The organism is Amycolatopsis sp. NPDC005961 (genome assembly GCF_040629235.1).
Taxonomy (GTDB): domain Bacteria; phylum Actinomycetota; class Actinomycetes; order Mycobacteriales; family Pseudonocardiaceae; genus Amycolatopsis; species Amycolatopsis camponoti.
On record NZ_JBEXVF010000033.1, the window covers coordinates 1 to 16,621 of the forward strand.

Consider the following 16,621-nt stretch of genomic DNA (forward strand, 5'->3'; position numbering starts at 1 on the left):
TGAGGAACTCGTCGGTGCGCGCGTACCGGGCGTCGTGGTCGTGCCAGTCGCCGAAGCGCCGCTGCTCGACGGCGTCGCCGCCGGTGACGATGTTGCCCTCGCGCGGAAACCGGGCGTGGGTCCACCACCGGGGTCCGCCACTGCCCGTGGTCGCCGATGACCACTTCGATCCGGTCCGGGTACACCGCCGCGTCGAGGTCGACCACCCCGGAGCCCGTCGCGTCGTACGCGTGGTCGGCGACGTTCGCCAGCGCCTCGTAGCTCGCCAGCACGATGTCCTGCGCCCGGCCCTCGTCGACGCCCGCGGAGAGGACCCACGCCATCAGATCGTGCCGGAGCCGCCGCAGGGCCTGGGGCTCCGCCTGCACACCGTGGCAGCGGAACGGTCCCGGGGGTTCGTCCATCGGTCGCCTTTCCGGGCCCGTCACTGGCTGAGCGCTTCGTCGACCGTCGCGTGGATGCCGATCCACGTGTCGAGGCCCGTGGTCTTCAGCGGCCCCGACGTCACCTGCGAGTCGCTCACCACCCGCAGCCCGCGCTCGGGCAGCTTGCGGTGCGCCGCCGCGAGCACCTGCAGGCCCGCCGAGCAGAAGAACGTCACCGCGCGCAGGTCGACCACCAGCGTCCGCGGTTCGCCCGCCAGCACGACGCCGACGACTTCCTCGAACTCCGGCGCGCTCACCAGGTCGATCTCCCCCGCCACGGACAGCACCGCGGCCGAGTCCCGCCAGTCGAGCGTGACCGCCAGCTCGACGGCGGGAAGATCCCGGGATGAAGAGGTCACGGCGCTTTATGGTGCCCCAATCTCCGCCGCCACGCCATCGATGCCCTCACCGGTGCGGCAGCTGGACCACCGTGACCCAGAAGTCGTCGATCTTCCGGACCACCTCGACGAACTTCTCGAAGTCGACCGGCTTGGTGACGTAGGCGTTGGCGTGCAGGTCGTAGCTGCGCACGATGTCCTCGTCCGCTTCGGACGTCGTCAGCACGACCACCGGGATGGTGCGCAGGTCCGGGTCCTGCTTGATCTCGCCGAGCAGCTCCCGGCCGTCCTTGCGGGGCAGGTTGAGGTCGAGCAGGATCAGCCCCGGCCGCGGCGCCTTCCCGAAGCGCCCCTTCCGGTTCAGGAACTCGAGGGCCTCGACGCCGTCGCTCGCGACGTGCAACGCGTTGCGGATCTTGTGGTACTCGAAGGCTTCCCGCGTCATCAGCACATCGCCGGGGTCGTCTTCGACGAGCAGGATGTCGATCGGGTCATGCGCCTGCGTCATGCGTCCCCCTGTCCTCGGCCGCCGGGATGGTGAAGCGGAACGTGGTGCTCTCGGCCTCGGTGTCGAGCCAGATCCGGCCGCCGTGGTACTCGACGATCCGCCGGCACAGGGCCAGGCCGATGCCGGTGCCCGGGTACGCGGTGCGGGTGTGCAGCCGCTGGAACAGCGCGAAGACCCGTTCGGCGTACTCCGCGTCGATGCCGATCCCGTTGTCCGCCACCGAGAACACCCAGTCGTCGCCGTCGCGGTGGGCGGTGACCCGCACCTCCGGCGGCGTCTCGCCCTTGAACTTCAGTGCGTTGCCGATCAGGTTCTGGAACACCGCCGTCATCAGCGCCGGCTCGACGCGCACCTCGGGCAGCTCGCCGTGGTCGACCTTGCCGGCGCTCAGCGAGAGCGCGACTTCGAGGTTCGCGAGCGCGTCGTCGACCAGCCGGCCCGCGTCGACCACGACGTGCTCGCCCGGGTTCCGGCCGACCCGCGAGAACGCCAGGAGGTCGTTGATCAGGACCTGCATGCGTTTCGCGCCGTCGACGGCGTACTCGATGTACTGCTCGCCCCGCTCGTCGAGCAGGCCCTGGTAGCGCTTCTGCAGCAGCTGGCAGAAGCTCGCCACCTTCCGCAGCGGCTCCTGCAGGTCGTGCGAAGCGACGTAGGCGAACTGCTCCAGGTCGGCGTTCGACCGCTCCAGCTCGCGGGTCCGGCGGTCCAGCATCGCGTGCGCCCGCTCGAGCTCGGCGACCTCGTCGAGGATGCGCTGCCGCATGGCCTCGACGTCGGCGCCGAGCTGGGCGATCTCGCGCGGCCCGCTCCCGCTCACCGGCCGGTGGACGTCTTGGTCGGCGGCCTGGCGGACCTCGCCCGCCAGCCGCAGGATCGGCCGGGTGATGACCTGCCGCAGGCCGAGGAACAGCACCACGAACAGCAGGACGACCAGCACCGCGATGGCGACGAGCATGGCGGTCAGGAAGTTCCCCGCGCGCTCGAGGTCCGCCCGGCCGGCGTCCCGGACGGTGGTGAGGTGGTCGAACTGCGTGCCGAGCGCCTGCCGCACGGCGTTGAACAGGGTCCGGCCGCGCTCGATCTGCGCCTGCGTGAGCGGGCTCGCGCCGGGTTCGGCGCCGGGGGCGGCCACGGCCTGCCAGGCCACCGCCGCGCGCAGGACGGCTTCCAGGTCGTCGCCGGCCTGGGTGCCGGGGAGTGCGCCGAGCTGGCGCAGCTGGCTGACCGCGTCGCCTTCCGCCTGGCGGCCGTCGGTGTACGGGGTGAGGAAGTCGGGCTGCCGGCCGAGCTGGTAGCCGCGGATGCCGGTCTCCTGGTTCAGCAGCGCGGTCGACAGCTGCGTCGCGGCCAGCCGCTGGGGTCCGATGACGTCGAGGAGGCTGGTGCGGGCCTCGGTGAGGTTGTTCAGCGCGATCACCCCGCCGGCCACCGCGGCGAGCAGCAGGACGGCTTCGACGACGGCGAACAGGCTCAGCCAGCGGCGGATCGTCCACCCGGGTGCCTCAGCGCTCATCGGGCGCGCTCCCCGCGTCGTGGCTGAGCAGGGCGAGGGCGACGTCGTCGTCGAGCGGGCCGGAGTTGAGCCGTTCGGCGCGCGCGATCAGCTCGTCGAGCAGGTCGGTGCCGTCCAGCCCGGTCTGGTGCTGGATGTCGAGGACGATGGCGGCCATCCGCTCGTGGCCGAGCCGTTCCGACCCGGCGCCGACGCGGCCTTCGAACACGCCGTCGGTGTAGAGCAGCAAGGACCAGCCGGGTTCCAGCGGCACCTCGAGGGCCTCCCACTTCGTGCCTTCGACGACGCCGAGCGGGACGCCGAGCCGTTCGCCGGAGAGCAGGTGCCCGTCGGCGGGGGTGAGCAGCAGCGGCGGCAGGTGCCCGGCCAGCGACAGGCGCAGGGACCTCCGGTCCGGCGCGACGACGACCATGCAGACGGTGGCGAACAGCGGCTCGATCCGCTCGTGCACCAGGACCCGCTCGACCATGCTCAGCACGTCGGCCATCGGCAGGCCGGCCATCACCAGCGAGCGCCACGCGATCCGCAGCGCGACGCCGAGCGCGGCCTCGTCCGGGCCGTGGCCGCAGACGTCGCCGATCATCATCTGCACGGTGCCGTCGGCGAGCTCGATCGCGTCGTAGAAATCGCCACCCAGCAGGGATCCGTTGCGGCCCGGGCGGTAGCGGGAAGCCAGTTCGAGGTGCTTGTCGCGCAGCAGCGGGACGGGCAGCAGGCCGCGTTCGAGCCGCGCGTTCTCGCGGGCGAGCAGCTGCTGCTGCAGGAACTGCTGTTCGACCTGCTCGGCGCGCTTGCGTTCCCGGGCGAAGCGCAGCGCCTTCACCAGCAACGGCCCGTCGACCTGGTCCTTGACGAGGTAGTCCTGCGCGCCCGCGGCGACCGCGGCGACTCCCGTGGCCTGGTCGTGCCCGCCGGTCAGGACGACGATCGCGACGCCGGGCGCGTGCTGGCCGAGCTTCGTCAGCCCGCTCAGGCCCATGGCGTCGGGCAGCTGCAGGTCGAGGAGGACGCAGTCAGCGGTGAGCGGACCGGCCAGCGCGGCGGCCAGCGTTTCGACGCGTTCGAGCGAGAACGGCACGGACGTGTCCGCCAGCATCTCCTCGACCAGCAACGCGTCGCCGTCGTCGTCCTCCACCAGCAGCACGCGCAAGCGGGTGCCGGAGTCCCACGATGAGTCGTGCGCGGCGGTCACCGGCTTCTCCCGTTCGGCTGCTCGCGAGCCAGCACATCCAGACGATCACCCTAGCGGCACCGGCGGCGGCCGCCTACGGCCGTGGAACCGGTCCCACTGGGGTAGCGCTTTATAGCACCCCGCCGTGTCACCGGGCGGGTAACGGTTCGGGTCGTGACCGTGCCGGAACCGGACGGTCCGGTTCTACGCTGCGGCCATGTCCCCGACGCGGGCGCCGCGCGCCGCTTTCGCCTGGTGGGGCGCGACTGCGTGCTGGTTCCTCGGCTCGCTGCTCGGCGGGCGCCGGACGGCCGTCGAAGCCGCCGTCCCGCTTCCGGTGGCGATCCTCGCCTACGCGGTCTGCGCCGGGCTGTGGGCGTCGCTCACCTACGGCGTGTACCGCGGCGTCAAGGGGACTCGGGTGACGCTGGCCGTCGTCGGCGCGCTCGGCGTCGCGGACCTGGTGCTGCAACTGTTCGCGGACATCGCCGTGGGCGCCCTCGTGCACGGCGCGTTCTTCCTGGCCGCGCTGCTCCTTTCGGCCGCCGGGTTCGTCCTGCTGCTCAGGCCCCGCTGAGCCGCGCGGCGAGGAACTCCTGCTCGACGGCGTTTTCGCTCAACGCCAGCGCGGCGCGGTAGGCGTCGGCCGCTTCGGCGTCGCGGCCGAGGCGGTGCAGCAGGTCCGCTTTGGTGGCGGGCAGGTAGCGGTAGCCGGCGAGCCGTCCGTCGTCCTCCAGCCGGGCGATCTCGGCCAGCGCCGCCGCCGGGCCGTCGACCATCGCGACGGCGACCGCGCGGTTGAGCGCCACCACGGGCGAGGGCCACAGGCGCAGCAGCACGTCGTAGAGGGTCAGGATCTGCGGCCAGTCGGTTTCGGCGTAGCTCGGCGCCTGGGCGTGCAGGGCGGCGATCGCGGCCTGCACGCCGAACCGTCCGGGCGGGCCGCCCTCGAGCGCCTCGACGACGAGCCGGTCGGCTTCGGCGACCATCGCGGTGTCCCAGCGGGACCGGTCCTGGTCTTCGAGCCGCAGCAGGCGGCCGGCGTCGTCGGTGCGGGTGGCCCGGCGGGCCTGGTGGACCAGCAGGAGCGCGAGCAGCCCGGCGACCTCGGTGTCGGCGGGCAGCAGGGCCCGCAGCATCCGCGCCAGGTCCAGCGCGCGCCCGGTCAGCTCGTCGCGCACGAGGTCGTCACCCGACGGCGCGGTGTGCCCGGCCGCGTAGAGCAGGTGCAGCACGGTCAGCACGACGGACACGCGTTCCGGCAGGTCCTCGGCCGCCGGCACCGCGTACGGGATCCGCGCGGCGGCGATCTTCTTCTTGGCGCGGGTGATCCGGGCCGCCATCGTGGGCTCGGGCACCAGGAAGGCGTGCGCGATGTCGGCCGTCGCGACGCCGCACACGAGCCGCAGCGTCAGGGCGATCTGGGCCTCCTGCGCCAGCGCCGGGTGGCAGCAGGTGAAGACCAGCCGGAGCCGGTCGTCCGGGATCGGCCCGGCGGGCTCCGGCGGCTCGGCGGTGTCCGGCTCGACCAGCAGCGGCAGCTTGCGCCGCAGCACTTCCCGGTGGCGGACGCCGTTGAGCGCGGTCCGGCGCGCGACCGTGGTCAGCCACGCGCCGGGCCGGTCCGGGACGCCGTCGTCCGCCCAGCGCTTCAAGGCCTGGAGGTAGGCGTCCTGGACGGCCTCTTCGGCCTCGTCGAGGTCGCGGGTGACCCGCACCGTCGCGGCGAGCACGTAGGCCCACTCGCGACGGTGCGCCTCGGCGACGGCGTCCGGGACGGAGCTCAGTCCGGCACCACCTGGAAGTCGACGAGCGGCCGGACCTCGACGCCGCCCTCGACGACCGGCGTCAGCTTCGCGCACGCCAGCGCGTGGTCGAGGTCGCGGGCCTCGAGGACGTACACCCCGGCCAGCACCTCCTTGGTCTCCACGAACAAGCCGTCGGTCACCAGGTCGCCGCGGATCGCGGTCGCCGTCTCGTTGGGCTGCAGGGCCAGGCCGGCGGTCACCTTCCCGCCCAGCGCCGCGATCCGGTCCGGCAGCCCCATGTGCCCGTCCATGATCTCCTTCGGCAGGTCCTCCGGGGGCACTCGCTCGTAGATCAGCACCGCGTACTGCGCCATGGCCGTTCCTCCTGGTCGTCGGTTCCTTTCCTACTCCGTCACGCGGGAGGGGACCAATTCGACAGCTCAGAACAACGGGCGTCCGGAATTTTTCGCGGCGACGTAAGCGTGCCAGTCGGCGGTGACCTGGTCGGCGTAGCTCGTCGCGAACGCGCGGGTCTCGCTCTGCAGCCCGGAGACGGACGTGATGGCGCCGTCGATCGCCGCGTCCGCCGAGTACGCGAGCCCGGTCCCGGGGATGTCCTGGTCGGCGCGGGAGTGCGCAGCCGCGAGCAGGCGGCCGACGTCGCGGACGGTGTCGTCCCAGATCGCCGACGACGTCAGGTCGCCGATCTCCAGGTCCTCGGCGAACGGCGACTTCTCCTTGACCAGCACCGGGGTGCTCCCGACGCTCGCCCAGCCGGCCAGCGGGTCGGACTGGTTCGCGAGCCACCGCAGGGCCAGCGCCGGCCGCTGGCCGCCGGTGAGCGTCGTGGCGTTCGGCGCGAGCTGCTTCGGCGCCGGGTCGACCTCCTGCTTGAGTTCAAGGATCCGGTCGTCGGACGACGACGTCGTGTCGCCCTCGACGAGGACGTACCAGCGGAACCGGCCGAGGCTGCCGGTGCCCGCGCCGGTCCGCCGCCGCACGTCCTTCACGACCGCTTCCGACGTCTTCAGCGGCCGGCCCGCGGTCGTCCGGTAGGCCGCGACGGCGTCGACGAGCTGGGTGCGCGTCGCCGAGGACACGGTCTGCAGCTCGGGGTCGGCCTTGAAGTGGCCGCCGGTGGTCCACTTCGCGACGAGGTCGGCGCGCTTGTCCCCGGCCGACCGGTCGATCAGGTCGCCGACGAGGTCGGAGGTGGTGCTCGAAGTCAAGCGCCAGCTCGCCTCGTCGCCGGTCCCGTGGAACTTGGCGATCCACTGGGCGTATTCGGCGACGAACGTGTCGACGTCGGTGGCGATCTGGCTCGCGCCGCGCCCGTCCGCGCGGCCCGCCAGCACGATCGAGACGGCTTCGCGGCGCAGCTCCCACGTCCACGAGCCGCGCCAGGCGTCGTCGGTGTCGTTGATCGCGAACTGCTCTTCGTTGTCGGCCCCGCGGTCGGCGCCGGTGTTCTCCAGGTGGGCGTCGCCGGTCAGCCAGACGTCGCCGGCCGCGGTGGCGTACGCGGACTCCGGGAGTTCGCCGAGGTCGCGGTAATAGAGCGGCGACGTGCCGCGGAAGAACGCCCACGCGCTCGACGCGAGCGTCTGCGTCCGCAGCGTCAGCTCGTCGTCGGTCGCGCCGGCGTTCAGGACGTGGAGGGCGTGGTCGCGGTCGTACACCACCGCCACCGGGTCCCGGGTGAGGCCGGCGGTCTCCCCGGGCGCGGCGGTGGCGAGCAGCGTGACGACGACGAGGATCCCCACAGTGGTTCGGCGCATTCGCTCACAGCTACCGGACCGACGTGAACCCCGGTCAGCGCGCGGTCAACGTGACGGCGAACGTGTTGCTGTCACTTTGGAAGAGTGAACTCAGGTACGCCGTGAACGCGCCGCAGCCGGTCAGCGGCGGGATCGCGTACTCCCCGCTGACCGGGCCGCCCGACGCGAGCACGAACCCGCTGCCCGTCTTCAGGTCGACCGGGATCGGCGCGCTCGCCCGGCAGCCCGCGTCGGCGACCGGCAGCCCGAAGAGCGTCACCTGCGGGAGCGCGAGCGCGAGTTTCGCGTGCGCGACGAAGCCGTCACCGCTCAGTTCGCCGGTCTGCGGGCCGTCCGGGCTGAACACCAGGTCGGCCGTCCCGGGCACGAACCCGAAGACCTTGAACTCCGCCCGCGTCCGGTCGAACGCCGGGCTGAACCCGGTGAACGACCCGGTGACCGGCGCGGTCGCCCCGAGTGCCCTCAGCGTCGTCGAACCGGTGACGCCGTAGCTGTACTGCTGCGTGCCACCGAGGTCGAAGCTCAGCAGCACCGGATCCTGACCGGCGTCGAGCGTGCAGTCCGAGGTGAACGAGCCGAGCCCGGTGAACGAGCCGTCCGCCTTCTTCGGCGTCAACCGGGTGCTGAAGTCCCCGATGGTCAGCGTCGTCTTCCCGGCGTTCGGCAACCGCACCGGCGGAACCGAGCCGGTCGCCCGCGTGGTGAACGCCCCCGAGGACGGGACCGCCGTCTTCGCCACGGTCAGCGGCAGGGCGAGCGGCAGCGTCAGCGCACCGTTGGCCAGCGTCACCCCTGCGGACGCCGTCCCTTCGATGCTCGCCGCGCCGACCAGGGCCAGTCCGCGGGTGGACTTGTCCGGCACGGTCACCGTGACCGCGAGGTCGGACGTCGTGAACGTGCCGCCGGGCGCCGAAGGCACCTCGAACGACGCTTTGATCTCCACGTCCAGCTTCTGCAGGCCGATCAACGGGAACGGGCAGGTGTAGCCGAGCTTCTTGGTGACCGGCGTCGACGCGTCCGCGGCCGGGGCGGCGAACGGCAGCACCAGGCAGGCGAGGCCCGCCGCGAGCAACGACCGCGCTTTCCGCACGGGCTCTCCTTTCTCCGGGCATGGCACCGGCCCCCGCCGCGGCGCGGCGGGGGCCGGCAGTTCGGGTCACTTCTTGGCGAGCACGAGGTCCAGCTTGTTGCCGTCGCTCTTGGCGAACGCGCTGATGATGTCGTTGAACGAGCCGCAGTTCTGCAGCGCGGACAGCGAATAGGTGCCCGACAGCTTCCCGCCCTTGAGCAGGTCGAAGTCGGCGCCGGTGGTCATCTCGCTGGTCGACGACGTGGTCGTGCCGCACTTCGGGTCCGTGCTGATCGGGATGCCGAACAGGTTGACCGTGGTGAGGAACGTGTCGAACTTGATGTGCGCCTTGAAGCCGGTGCCGACCAGCTCACCGGTCTGCGGGCCGTTCTGCACGACCTTGACGTCCGAGCTGCCCTGGATGAACCCGAACAGCTTGAAGTCGGTGTGCGTCGGGTTCAGCTTCAGGTCGCCGGTGAACGTCTTGGCCGACAGGTTGACGTCGGCGTCGAACGAGCCGGTGATCGGCGCGGTGCTGCCGAGCGACTTCAGCGAAGTCGACCCGGTGATGCCGAAGGAGTACTTGATGCCCCCGCCCGGCGGGGTCGTGGTGGGCGGGGTGGTCGTCGGCGGCGTGGTGGTCGGGGGTGTCGTCGTCGGCGGGGTGGTGGTCGGCGGGGTCGTCCCGCCCCCGCCGGCGATGGTGATCGTGGCCAGGGTGTTGTTCTGGCCGGCGTCCTGCGTGCAGGGCGCGTCGATCGTGCCGTCCGGCGTGATGCCGGTGACCGAGCCGTCGGCCTTGCGCGGGGTGACCTTGAGGTTCAGGTCTCCGACGGTGATCTTCGCCTGGCCGGGCTGGGTGAACGTCAGCGACGGCGTCTTGCCCGCCGCGTTGATGTTCAGCTCACCCGAGGCCGGGATGTTCGTCTTGTCCAGCGTGATCGGGACGTTGACCGGCAGGTTGAGGCTCGGCGCGGCGACGGTCGCGGCCGCCGTCGCGGTGCCCTCGATCGTCGTGGCGCCGATCAGGCTGAGCCCGGCGACGGTGTCCGCGTTGATGGTGGACACGGCCTTGATGTCGAACGCGCCGGTCGGCTGGCCGGTGTTCACCGTGGTCGGCAGGTCGGTGTTGATCACCACCTTCAGCGACTGCGAACCCACCAGCGGCAGCGTGCAGTGGTAGTTCAGCGTCAGCGAGATCGGGTCGGCGGCACTGGTCTGCGCCCCGAGCACCAGTGCGGTGGCGACCAGCCCCACCGCCGCCGTGGCCGCGGCGGCCGCGACCGTCTTCTTCTTGCCTCTTGGGTGACTCACAATGGTCCTTCCGTGTATCAACAGTGATACGAAACGGCGCGCGTTCCCTGGAAATCGCGACCGGAACGTAAGTTAACGAGCGCCGCTGGCGCCGTTCAAGAGCTTTCGGTAAAAAGGTCACACGGCCACCGCAAATTGTCACACCGGCACGTCGGCCGGGCCCGGTTCCTAGCAGGCGCGGAAAGGTTTCCCCAGCACAGGGTGGCTGTCGAACCGCTGACGCACGTGACAATTCCTCACCGTGAAACGTTGACCCGGATGCCAACCGGCTATTCTCTCCTTGCTCACGCACAACCGCGCCGCGTAGCTTCGAAACCCATGAAAAGAATGCACAGCGCGGTGCTCGCAATGGCGGCGGCCGCACTTCTGTCGTGCGCCGCCTGCGGGTCGGACGCTCCGGCCGACCCCGGCCGGCACGCCGACCCCGCGGCGCTGGCCTGGGTCGACAAGGTCTGCACGGGGGTGGCGACGGGCTCGGCGAAGCTGGCGCAGCCGCCGGCGGTCGACGAGGCCGACCCGGTGAAGACCCGGGACGCGATGGTCGACTTCCTGGGCCGCCTGGGCTCGGCCCTCGACGACATGGCGGGCGGCCTGCGCACCGCCGGCGTCCCGCCCGTCCCGGATGGACAGTCCGCAGTGGACAAGGCGACCGGCAACCTCACCCAGACCCAGACGAAGCTGGCCGAGACGAAGTCCAAGATGGAGCAGGCGAAGGTGACCGACCAGCCGAGCCTGCGCCGGGTCATCTCGGAGGCCGACTCGACGATGGGTCAGCTCGCCGATCCGGAGGGCCCGATCAAGGACCTCAAGGCGAACCCCGAGCTGAACCTGGCCTTCAGCGAGTCCGCGACCTGCAAGCGCGTTTACGGGACGGGCTCGTGACGGCCCGCCGCGCGCTCGCCGCCCTGGTGGCGCTGGTGCTCGTCGCGGCGGTCGCGCCGGCGGCTTCGGCGGCGCCGGTGGGCACCGGCCCGTTCGACGACTCCTTCTACACTCCGCCTTCGCCGCTCCCGGCGGGCAAGCCGGGCGACGTCATCCGCTGGCGGACGTCGAACGCCGGGCCGCGCAAGGCATCCGTCGACGCGTGGCAGGTCATGTACCTGTCCACCAACGCACTCGGACAGCCCGACGCCGTCACCGGGACCGTGCTGGTGCCGAAGAACGCCGACCGCGCGACCGCGCCGATCGTGTCGTTCGACCCCGGTACGCACGGCCCGGCCTTCGAGTGCGCGCCGTCGAAGATGATCGACATCGGCGCGTTCTACGAGCAGCCCGGCCTCGACGACCTGCTCGACGCGGGGTACGCCGTCGCCGTCCCCGACTACGAGGGCTACCAGAGCGCGCCGAAGACGACGTACGTCGTGGGGAAGTCCGAAGGCCCGGCGGTGATCGACGGGGTCCGCGCGGCCCAGCGGCTCCCCGCGGCCGGGCTGTCCACGACGTCGAAGGTCGTCTTCCGCGGGTACTCCCAAGGGGGCGGCGCCGCGGCGTGGGCCGGGGAGCTGCAGCCGGCGTACGCGCCGGAGCTGAACCTGGTGGGCATCGCGGCCGGCGGGGTGCCCGCCGACCTCGTCCAGGTGACGCTGCAGCTCGACGGCAAGTTCGGCTTCGGCGTGTTCGCCTACGCCCTGCTCGGCCTCGACCAGGCGTACCCGGAGCTGCGGCTGGACTCGTTCCTCAGCGACAACGGCCGCGCGAGGCTGGCCGAAATGAAGCAGAGCGCGTGCACGTTCGAGCTGCTCACGACGTACGCGAACCAGAAGATCGCGGACTACACGACCGGCCCGGGCTACATCAAGCCCGCGTGGGTGGCGCGGCTGACCGAGAACAAGCTCGGCGGCAGCCCGCCTCGGGTTCCGGTGTTCCAGTACCACGGGACCGGCGACCAGCTGGTGCAGTTCGCGCAGGCCGACGCGCTGCACAAGGCGTACTGCGCGGCCGGGGTGGCGGAGACGTGGAAGACCTACGACACCGACCACATCACGCTGGTCTACACCGGCAACGCCGACGTGCTGGCGTTCGTCAAGGACCGGATCGCCGGGAAGCCGGCGACGTCGAACTGCTGATCAGCGGTTCGGCCTGCCGTGCGGGTGCTGCTGCTGCCACGAGCTGACCACCGAGCTCACGTACTGCTGCCACTGGTCCTCGGCCGGCGGCGCCGACGTCGTGGGGGGCGCGGGCTTGCGCCCCGCGGCGGCCGGCGGGTTCGTCGTCCGGACGGGCGAGTCGCGCACCTTCGCGGTGAGCGGCGGCGGCTCCGCCGAGGCGCTCATCGTTTCCACGGCGTCGCTCGAAGCCGGCGGCGCGGCCGGAGCGGTGGCGCCGGGCGGCGGCGTCGCCGTCCCGCCGACCTGCTGCGGCTGGAGGAGCACGACGGCGGCGAGCCCCAGCGCGACGGCCGCGCCGGCGGCGAGGACGTACGGCTTGGTCCGGCGGGACTCGGCGGGCGGCGCTTCCCGGGGACGTTCGTCCTCGGGCTCAGGGGCCGCCAGCTCGGCGTCGAGGATGGCCAGCGGGTCGGGCTTGGGGTCGGGCTCGGTCTCGATCCCGGCTTCCCTGGCGAGCATCGCGTCGAGGTCACCGCGGATCATCAGCGGTTTCGTCTGCGAGAGGTTCACCAGCTCGGCGACCGAGGGGAGCTCACCCTCACCGCCCGTGCGTGCCATCGAAAGACCTCCACCCTGTCGGCATCACCTGGAGGAACCATGCCCGAGCCGCGAGAGCTGCTCCGCTTCGCCGTCGTCGGCCTGGCCGCGTACGGGGTCACCCTACTGGGCGACTACAGCCTGAAGCTCACCGTGTTCCGTGAGAAACCGGTAACGGCGCTTTTCTTCGCGACGGTGGCCTCGACGGCGTTCGCGTACCTGCTGTCCCGCCGCTGGTCGTTCGCGGGCCGCGGCGGCCACCGGCGGGCCCGGGAGGCGGTGTTGTTCTTCGTGGTCAACGCGGGTGCGGTGGCCGTGAACCTGGTACCGCCGCTGGTGTCGCGCTACGCGCTGGGGCTGGCGGTGCCGCACGTGAGCTACCTGGCGCAGGAGGTCGCGGACTTCGTGGCGGGGATGGTCCTCGGCACGCTGGCCGGGACGACGTTCCGCTGGTACGGCTACCGGCGGTGGGTTTTCCCGAGGTCAGCGCCACCAATCGGCGACGCCCAGAGTGGTGAAGCCGAGCTTGTCGTAGAGCGGCGCGCCGGACCGCGAGGCGGTCAGCGTGACGGGGCGGTCCTCGAAGTGCCGTAGCACGGCGTGCATGAGGGCGCGCCCGACGCCTTTCGACCGGTGCTCGGGCATCGTGGTGACCCAGTAGACGCCGCCGACCTGGTCGTCGGCCATGGCGAGGCAGGCGCCTTCGCCGTCCTTGAGGAAGAAGGCCTGGCCCGGGGTGCCGGCCGGGAAGACTTTCCCGGGTTCGAGGGGCTGGTACTCCTCCAGCGGGAAGCCGTGGACGACGATGTCTTCGGCTTTCCGAAGCTCGGCGCGAGTTTTCACGCGGGTGACGGTGGGTTCTTCGGGGACGGGCGCGGGTTCGCGGACCATGACGGGCAGCTGCCGCGCGGCCATCCCGATCCCGCGCAGATCGAGCACCCGGAACGGGTCTTCCACCACGACGGTCCGGCCGTTTTCCCGCTGCCGCCGGGCAAGCGCGGCCAGCTCGGCCCGGTCCGGGTCGGCGGTCCTGACCATGATCCGGAACCGCCGGCCGTCGACGGCGGTGAAGGTGGGGCGTTCGCTGACACGATCACCCCGAGCCCGGGCCAGGGCGCTCCACATGGCGACGGCGTTGCCGGAGGCCTGACTCAGCCGCTGGTCGAGCAATCCGGTCATGCGGAGCAGCTTAGAACGGCAGTGGCCTGCCGGTCCCACGCGCCCGACATGGCGTTCATCGCCGGCCCTACCGCGAAGGGCAGAGCCAGCCCCACACAGTTCATCGCCCGCCCAGACCGCTCACTCCTCCCCCGGCAGCGCCCGTTCCGCCAGCAGCGCCAACTCCAGCCGCAGCCGCTCGCCCGGGTCCTCCAACCGCGCCCCGAACAACTCACCAAGCTTCTTCAACCGGGCCCGGATCGTCTGCGGGTGCAACTCCAGCAGCCGCCCCAGCTCGGGAGCGCTCCCTCGGGTCTGGACCAGCGCCAGCAACGTCTCCGCCAGCTGCTCCCGCCGCCGCCCGGACAGCTCCGACAGCGGCTCCAGTGTCGTCGATGCCAGCTGGGCCACCAGGAACTCGTCCGCCAGCAGCAACAACGTCGTCAGGTGGTCGCGGCACCACACCACCGGGCCCGGCGCGTCCAGCAGTCCGCGCGACGCCAGGTCGAGCGCGCGCCGGGCGACTCTGAACGACTCCGGGGCCGCTGCCGGGTTCACCAGGGGGCCGACCGCCGCCATCCAGCCGGCCGGTAGCGACGCTAGGCCCGCCAGGTCCGTGTCCGGGGCCGGCGTCAGCGCCGCCGGTGGGTTGCCCGACGGGTCGGCCGGGACGTGCTCGGGCAGCAGGCCCGGCGGGAACTCCGGTGCTCCCGGCAATGCCCGGAACGCCACCGCCGCCACGTGCGAAGGCGCCGGCAGCCCGGACGCCGCGACCAGACCGTCCACTTCGGCCGGTGTGCGGCCGCCGATCAGCGCGCGCAGCAGCCGGCGGTGCCTTTCGCCGGTGCCGGACATCGCCGCCTCCGCCGCGCTGTATCCCTCGGCGACCGCCGCCATCGACGTCTCGACGTCGGCGAACATCCCCTCGGCCGCGCCGTACAGGACATCGCCGGACAGGCCGGCATCCCGGGCGACGTCGGCGATCCACCGCCACGTCACCCGGCTCGACACGCGCACCGCCGCCTGCACCGCCTCGCGGCTCAGACCACTGTGGAACGCTTCACGCCCGTGCCCGCGGAACTCGGCCAGCCGGTCGGCCTGGTACATCGCGGGCGTGCCGACGCGGTCGATGTCCCGCTCGATCCCGCGCCGCGCCTGCTCGATCGCCGCCGTCCGGGTGGGACCGCGGCCGAAAGCAGCGGAATATTCCGGAATCTCGGCGGCGATGCCGTCGACGCAGGCCCGCGCGATCTCCGGGATCCGCGGGCGCACCGCGTCGCCGAGCTCGTGGGGCAGCCTGGCCCACACGGAGCCGTCCGAGGCAGAGGAACCGCGCATGGGAATTCGGTCCTCCACCGGAAATTGACACCGCAGAAATAGCCCCCACCATCTGACACGGAGCGTAGATCCGCCCACCCGTCCGTGTCAAAAGGACGTCACCGCGTCACCCTTTCCGGGATCATCTCGTTGATTTTTCAGTGACACAACGGTCGGATACGCTCTGCTCCGCCCGGACGAACTCGAAGGGGGATTCGTGGTCGAGTACCGCAGCTTCCGCCTGCTGGCCTCGCTGCCGCGCGCGCTGGGCGCGGGCCTGCGCCCGCACGTCGGGCACGCCGCGGCCTCGATGATCCAGGAGGTCCAGCGCACGGTCCCCGCCTACGGCCTGCCACTCAAGGGCGTGTTCGGAAAAGTCCTGGTCAAGAGCGTCGAGTACGCCGTGCGGCACTGCATCGACTCGATGGGCGAGCCGGGCCTGTCCCATGAGCACTGGGTCGACTTCTACCGCGGGCGCGGCCGCATCGAGTTCACCGAGGGCCGCAACCTCGACGCGTTGCAGGACAGCGCCACCATCGGGGCCCGGGTGGCGTGGCGGGCGATGCACCCCGGCGTCGTCGCCGCGGGGGTCGACCCGGCCGTCATCTCGGTCGCCGCCGAGGCCATCTTCGCCTACGTCGACGAGCTGTGCGCCACCGCGATCGAGGGCTACCAGCAGGCGCAGGCCGAGGCCGAGGGCGCCGTCCCGGTCCGGCGGCGACGGCTCCTGGAGCTGATCGTCCAAGGCCCCGAAGGCGCGGCGACCAGCATCGCCGGGCTCGCCGGCGGGGCGGGCTGGCCGCTGCCGGAGACCGCCGCGATGGTCGCTCTCGAACGCGGCCCCGACGCCGCCGACTTCCCGGCCGACCTGCTCGGCGACGGCGTCCTGGCCGACCTCGAGAGCCCCGAGCCGCACCTGCTCACCCGCGATCCCGACGCCGACCTCGCGCCCCTGGAGGCCAAGCTCGACGGCTGGCGGGCCGCGGTGTCCCCGACCGTGCCGCTGGCCGACGCCCCGGCCGCGCTGCGCACCGCCCGCCGCGCGCTGCTGCTGTCCGGCCCGGACATCCCCGGCCCGATCATCTGGTGCCGCGACCACCTCGCCACGCTCTGGCTGCTCGCGGAGGACTTCCTGGCCGCCGAGCTGGCCCGCCAGAGCCTCGACCCGTTCGCCTCCCTCAGCGAAAAGCAGCGCGACCGGCTCAGCGAGACGCTGCTGGCCTGGCTGGAGACGCGCGGCGGGGCACCGGAGATCGCGCAGCGCCTCGGCGTGCACCCACAGACCGTGCGCAACCGGCTGCGGCAGCTGGAGGAGCTGTTCGGCGACCGGCTCAAGGACGCCGACGACCGCCTCGGCATGCAGCTCGCCCTGCGTGCTCAGCGGCTCATGCGCGCGCACCGGCCGGACGGTGAGCGGGAGCGCTGAGGGCGCGGTCGAGCGCGTGCACGGGCATCGGCAGCACGCGCCGCCACGGACGGCGCCCCGGCCGCGGCGGCCGGAGCCGCTGACCGGGGGACGGAAAACTCGCGCGGCAGGACATCAGCGCATCCGGTGCGTCATTGCGACCATGCCTTCGAGGAATACGCGGATACCGGCGGAATGTCGATCCGCATTACCGGTGAAACCGCGAGAA

18 protein-coding genes are annotated in these 16,621 nt (G+C 72.1%); 5 read left to right on the forward strand and 13 right to left on the reverse strand.

Features of this window, described 5'->3' with window-relative positions; translation table 11 throughout:
* From ABZ342_RS26770 to ABZ342_RS26790, 5 genes are all read right to left on the reverse strand, one after another.
* Positions 1-404, reverse strand: a 404-nt coding sequence (locus tag ABZ342_RS26770) for an ATP-binding protein (protein WP_360478290.1), incomplete at its 3' end; no start/stop codon positions are given.
* A 20-nt stretch (positions 405-424) separates the two neighbouring features.
* Positions 425-784, reverse strand: coding sequence for an STAS domain-containing protein (locus ABZ342_RS26775; protein ID WP_155541455.1), 360 nt, complete (start codon positions 782-784; stop codon positions 425-427).
* Between the two features lie 46 nt (positions 785-830).
* On the reverse strand, positions 831-1,271 hold the full coding sequence (locus ABZ342_RS26780; RefSeq protein ID WP_155541454.1) for a response regulator: 441 nt from the start codon (positions 1,269-1,271) through the stop codon (positions 831-833).
* Positions 1,255-2,787, reverse strand: coding sequence for an ATP-binding protein (locus tag ABZ342_RS26785; RefSeq protein WP_360478295.1), 1,533 nt, complete (start codon positions 2,785-2,787; stop codon positions 1,255-1,257). Before ABZ342_RS26785 ends, ABZ342_RS26780 begins: the two co-directional genes overlap by 17 nt.
* A complete protein-coding gene (locus tag ABZ342_RS26790; protein WP_360478298.1) occupies positions 2,777-3,979 on the reverse strand; it encodes a SpoIIE family protein phosphatase in 1,203 nt (400 codons plus the stop codon). The genes ABZ342_RS26785 and ABZ342_RS26790 overlap by 11 nt, the downstream gene beginning before the upstream one ends.
* A gap of 196 nt (positions 3,980-4,175) precedes the next feature.
* Here ABZ342_RS26790 and ABZ342_RS26795 point away from each other — a divergent pair, with 196 nt between their 5' ends.
* The gene (locus tag ABZ342_RS26795) at positions 4,176-4,535 is read left to right on the forward strand and encodes a hypothetical protein (protein WP_360478301.1); all 360 of its coding nucleotides are present in this window, start codon (positions 4,176-4,178) and stop codon (positions 4,533-4,535) included.
* Here the strand turns inward: ABZ342_RS26795 and ABZ342_RS26800 are convergent.
* From ABZ342_RS26800 to ABZ342_RS26820, 5 genes are all read right to left on the reverse strand, one after another.
* On the reverse strand, positions 4,522-5,691 hold the full coding sequence (locus ABZ342_RS26800; RefSeq protein WP_360478304.1) for a DUF6596 domain-containing protein: 1,170 nt from the start codon (positions 5,689-5,691) through the stop codon (positions 4,522-4,524). The two genes, ABZ342_RS26795 and ABZ342_RS26800, sit on opposite strands and share 14 nt — an antisense overlap.
* A 50-nt stretch (positions 5,692-5,741) precedes the next feature.
* Positions 5,742-6,080 (reverse strand): YciI family protein, encoded by a 339-nt coding sequence (locus ABZ342_RS26805; protein WP_360478307.1) that lies wholly within the window; start codon positions 6,078-6,080, stop codon positions 5,742-5,744.
* 66 nt (positions 6,081-6,146) lie between these two features.
* Positions 6,147-7,484 carry a DUF2252 family protein gene (locus ABZ342_RS26810; RefSeq protein ID WP_360478310.1) on the reverse strand — a complete coding sequence of 446 codons (1,338 nt, stop codon included), beginning with the start codon at positions 7,482-7,484 and terminating at the stop codon, positions 6,147-6,149.
* 34 nt (positions 7,485-7,518) lie between these two features.
* Entirely contained in the window at positions 7,519-8,574 is a 1,056-nt protein-coding gene (locus ABZ342_RS26815) for a DUF6801 domain-containing protein (protein WP_360478313.1), read from the reverse strand.
* Positions 8,575-8,640: 66 nt separating this feature from the next.
* A complete protein-coding gene (locus ABZ342_RS26820) occupies positions 8,641-9,867 on the reverse strand; it encodes a DUF6801 domain-containing protein (protein WP_155541447.1) in 1,227 nt (408 codons plus the stop codon).
* A 318-nt stretch (positions 9,868-10,185) separates the two neighbouring features.
* Here ABZ342_RS26820 and ABZ342_RS26825 point away from each other — a divergent pair, with 318 nt between their 5' ends.
* Positions 10,186-10,749: a hypothetical protein gene (locus ABZ342_RS26825; protein WP_230862347.1), complete on the forward strand. Its 564-nt coding sequence runs from the start codon at positions 10,186-10,188 to the stop codon at positions 10,747-10,749.
* Complete coding sequence (locus ABZ342_RS26830) at positions 10,746-11,933, forward strand: lipase family protein (RefSeq protein ID WP_360478317.1); 1,188 nt, start codon at positions 10,746-10,748, stop codon at positions 11,931-11,933. Before ABZ342_RS26825 ends, ABZ342_RS26830 begins: the two co-directional genes overlap by 4 nt.
* Here ABZ342_RS26830 and ABZ342_RS26835 read toward each other — a convergent pair whose 3' ends face one another.
* Positions 11,934-12,533 carry a hypothetical protein gene (locus tag ABZ342_RS26835; protein WP_360478320.1) on the reverse strand — a complete coding sequence of 200 codons (600 nt, stop codon included), beginning with the start codon at positions 12,531-12,533 and terminating at the stop codon, positions 11,934-11,936.
* Between the two features lie 39 nt (positions 12,534-12,572).
* Between ABZ342_RS26835 and ABZ342_RS26840 the strand changes: the two genes are divergently transcribed.
* Entirely contained in the window at positions 12,573-13,106 is a 534-nt protein-coding gene (locus ABZ342_RS26840; RefSeq protein WP_360478323.1) for a GtrA family protein, read from the forward strand.
* On the opposite strand, the gene ABZ342_RS26845 is transcribed toward ABZ342_RS26840, so the two are convergent.
* Together ABZ342_RS26845 and ABZ342_RS26850 are read right to left on the reverse strand one after the other, a co-directional pair.
* Entirely contained in the window at positions 12,996-13,691 is a 696-nt protein-coding gene (locus ABZ342_RS26845) for a GNAT family N-acetyltransferase (protein WP_360478326.1), read from the reverse strand. The genes ABZ342_RS26840 and ABZ342_RS26845 overlap by 111 nt on opposite strands.
* A 120-nt stretch (positions 13,692-13,811) precedes the next feature.
* Positions 13,812-15,008, reverse strand: a complete 1,197-nt coding sequence (locus ABZ342_RS26850; RefSeq protein WP_360478329.1) for a helix-turn-helix domain-containing protein — start codon at positions 15,006-15,008, stop codon at positions 13,812-13,814.
* Positions 15,009-15,204: 196 nt separating this feature from the next.
* Here ABZ342_RS26850 and ABZ342_RS26855 point away from each other — a divergent pair, with 196 nt between their 5' ends.
* Positions 15,205-16,413, forward strand: coding sequence for a helix-turn-helix domain-containing protein (locus ABZ342_RS26855; protein WP_360478332.1), 1,209 nt, complete (start codon positions 15,205-15,207; stop codon positions 16,411-16,413).
* Positions 16,414-16,621 lie beyond the last annotated feature (208 nt).

Excerpts from the sequence above, each read along its gene's own strand:
- ABZ342_RS26795 (WP_360478301.1), top strand. The coding sequence starts at position 4,176 with ATGTCCCCGACGCGGGCGCCGCGCGCCGCTTTCGCCTGGTGGGGCGCG.
- ABZ342_RS26780 (WP_155541454.1), bottom strand. The coding sequence starts at position 1,271 with ATGACGCAGGCGCATGACCCGATCGACATCCTGCTCGTCGAAGACGAC.
- ABZ342_RS26810 (WP_360478310.1), bottom strand. The coding sequence starts at position 7,484 with ATGCGCCGAACCACTGTGGGGATCCTCGTCGTCGTCACGCTGCTCGCC.
- ABZ342_RS26850 (WP_360478329.1), bottom strand. The coding sequence starts at position 15,008 with ATGCGCGGTTCCTCTGCCTCGGACGGCTCCGTGTGGGCCAGGCTGCCC.
- ABZ342_RS26825 (WP_230862347.1), top strand. The coding sequence starts at position 10,186 with ATGAAAAGAATGCACAGCGCGGTGCTCGCAATGGCGGCGGCCGCACTT.
- ABZ342_RS26785 (WP_360478295.1), bottom strand. The coding sequence starts at position 2,787 with ATGAGCGCTGAGGCACCCGGGTGGACGATCCGCCGCTGGCTGAGCCTG.
- ABZ342_RS26805 (WP_360478307.1), bottom strand. The coding sequence starts at position 6,080 with ATGGCGCAGTACGCGGTGCTGATCTACGAGCGAGTGCCCCCGGAGGAC.
- ABZ342_RS26840 (WP_360478323.1), top strand. The coding sequence starts at position 12,573 with ATGCCCGAGCCGCGAGAGCTGCTCCGCTTCGCCGTCGTCGGCCTGGCC.
- ABZ342_RS26845 (WP_360478326.1), bottom strand. The coding sequence starts at position 13,691 with ATGACCGGATTGCTCGACCAGCGGCTGAGTCAGGCCTCCGGCAACGCC.
- ABZ342_RS26835 (WP_360478320.1), bottom strand. The coding sequence starts at position 12,533 with ATGGCACGCACGGGCGGTGAGGGTGAGCTCCCCTCGGTCGCCGAGCTG.